This is a genomic window from Anaerosporobacter sp. (assembly GCF_965301125.1).
Map to the genome: position 1 here is coordinate 1 of NZ_CBDLAM010000350.1, position 2,056 is coordinate 2,056.

Below are 2,056 nucleotides of genomic sequence, written 5' to 3' on the forward strand. Positions count from 1 at the left end.
ATATATTACTTTCATATTCTCTTCACTACTTAGTTTTATAGCATCTTCAATAGCAATCCATCTTACACCACTGTTTTCATCTTCTTTCATAGCTAATTCTTCAGACTCATCTGCTTCAAGTAGATACGTTACATTGATATGTATATGAGACGATACGTATTGTTCTCTCTTCACATGTCCATTCACGCATAACAACTCCAAAGAAAACATTGTATCTTGGATTGGTTTAACTGTCTTAATGCCGGTCTCCTCCATTGCTTCTCTTATAGCAACATTAAGCATATTATCCTCACCATCTGCATGCCCTCCAGTCCATGCCCATGATTGATAAATATTATGGTAAATCATCAAAACTTTCGATCTATCTTTATTAACAATCCATGAAGAAGCTGTCATATGAGCGAAATCATTATCTCTAGTAAGTATGTTAGGGAACATAGTAATATAATCTAGTGCCACTTTCTTATCCTGTTCCTCTTGTTCGTTAAACGGTGTGTAATTACGTATCTCATCAATCCAATTCAAAATTCTTTCCTCCTATTATTATGCCTGTGATAATCTCTATCACTTCTTTGAAGTAGTATCAATTAAAGCATAAATCCTTATTTATAATTTCTCCCTATCTCTACAAATTCTTAGTCAACATATCCATCAAAAACAGTATGTTGTTTTAATGTATTTTTTACTGCTTGAATCACCATAACAAGTAATTCCTGATCATATGGGTTACTCCATCTTCGTCTTGCCTCTGGAGCAATTCTTACCATGCTTCCCTCTGAAACCTCTGTAACCTCATCATCAACAATAAATCTACCTTTTCCTTTTAAGATTATATAAACTTCTTCATGGGTTTTATGCTTGTGGTCAAATGGAATCTCTTGTTCAGCCAGAAGACTCTGAAGAGAAATCTCCATTGAAGTTGTGTTCAATGCCTCTCCTACAAATACTTTTCCTTCCATAGCTTCTGTCAAAAGAGGATGTTTATACGTAAATTCTTTCAAATCATCTAATTTTCCAATACTACAGACACTATAGTTTTCCTTATTTGCAACAATATTTATCTCGCTCATTTTACTTACCTACGCTTTCAAATTCTAATTACCAAAATTACTTACATCTTGATCAATTGATCCTTTAAACGTTCTAGTACAGTAATATCCTTTGATACTCGATAATACAAAACATATCCTTCAAAGAGTGCGAATGCATGATTGGACTTATCCTTTATTTCGGTTTCTGGTATGGCTGAATGTTGTAATACTTCTGCAAAGAGTTGAACCATACCTTTTAATGGATTTAAATATGCATTCGCTATATCCTCATCTAGAAAGGCTAGCTCACATCCTAATACTGCAAATGGACAACCAAAATATATATTTTCTCTCCCATCATGAATAATCTTATTCATAAATTGTTCTACAAACTCCCTCCAAGTTCGATTTTTAGCCACTCCCTTTAGCCATGAACCAAAAGATTGACTAAAATAATTTGCTACCTCTATTGCCAACTCTTTCTTTGTATTAAAATGATAATAAAAAGAACCTTTTGGTAAATTCGTTTCTTTAAGAATGTCATTTACGCCAGTATTATTATATCCCTTGGTTATGAATAAGTTAGCAGCACATTCTATAATCCTTTGCTTCGTTACTTCACCCTTTGTTATATCATTTTGTTTATCGTTCATATCTGCTACCTCTATTTCACAACAGCTTATCTCATACAATAGAAAACTCACTCCACTTACTTTCTATTGCCATGTTTGAATAAAACTGTATGTTCTTCTCTATGCATAGATTAATAATTCGCGCAATTCCATAATAGACCAAGTGGTCTATTATGTCAAGTGTAAATAGTCTACTACTTTTAGCCTAAATATCTATAAAAGAAATATACAAAAAAAGTTCTTAAATTTTGAAGTCAAAATTTAAGAACCTAATAAAACTTTACTGCGGATGACAGGAATTGAACCTGCACGGTCTCCCACTAGATCCTAAGTCTAGCGCGTCTGCCAGTTCCGCCACGCCGGCATATATGGGACCAACAGGGCTCGAACCTG

The 2,056-nt window shown here is 33.9% G+C and carries 3 protein-coding genes and 1 tRNA gene; all 4 read right to left on the reverse strand.

Going from position 1 to position 2,056, the window contains the following annotated elements; genetic code table 11:
- Positions 1 to 525: NUDIX hydrolase (locus ACW2QF_RS19810; RefSeq protein WP_455717740.1), on the reverse strand; the 525-nt coding region annotated here is incomplete at its 3' end.
- 110 nt (positions 526 to 635) lie between these two features.
- Complete coding sequence (locus tag ACW2QF_RS19815; protein ID WP_455717741.1) at positions 636 to 1,070, reverse strand: cupin domain-containing protein; 435 nt, start codon at positions 1,068 to 1,070, stop codon at positions 636 to 638.
- A 41-nt stretch (positions 1,071 to 1,111) separates the two neighbouring features.
- Positions 1,112 to 1,684 carry a TetR/AcrR family transcriptional regulator gene (locus tag ACW2QF_RS19820; protein WP_455717742.1) on the reverse strand — a complete coding sequence of 191 codons (573 nt, stop codon included), beginning with the start codon at positions 1,682 to 1,684 and terminating at the stop codon, positions 1,112 to 1,114.
- Between the two features lie 263 nt (positions 1,685 to 1,947).
- Positions 1,948 to 2,023: transfer RNA gene (locus ACW2QF_RS19825), tRNA-Leu, on the reverse strand.
- Positions 2,024 to 2,056 lie beyond the last annotated feature (33 nt).

Excerpts from the sequence above, each read along its gene's own strand:
- ACW2QF_RS19815 (WP_455717741.1), bottom strand. The coding sequence starts at position 1,070 with ATGAGCGAGATAAATATTGTTGCAAATAAGGAAAACTATAGTGTCTGT.
- ACW2QF_RS19820 (WP_455717742.1), bottom strand. The coding sequence starts at position 1,684 with ATGAACGATAAACAAAATGATATAACAAAGGGTGAAGTAACGAAGCAA.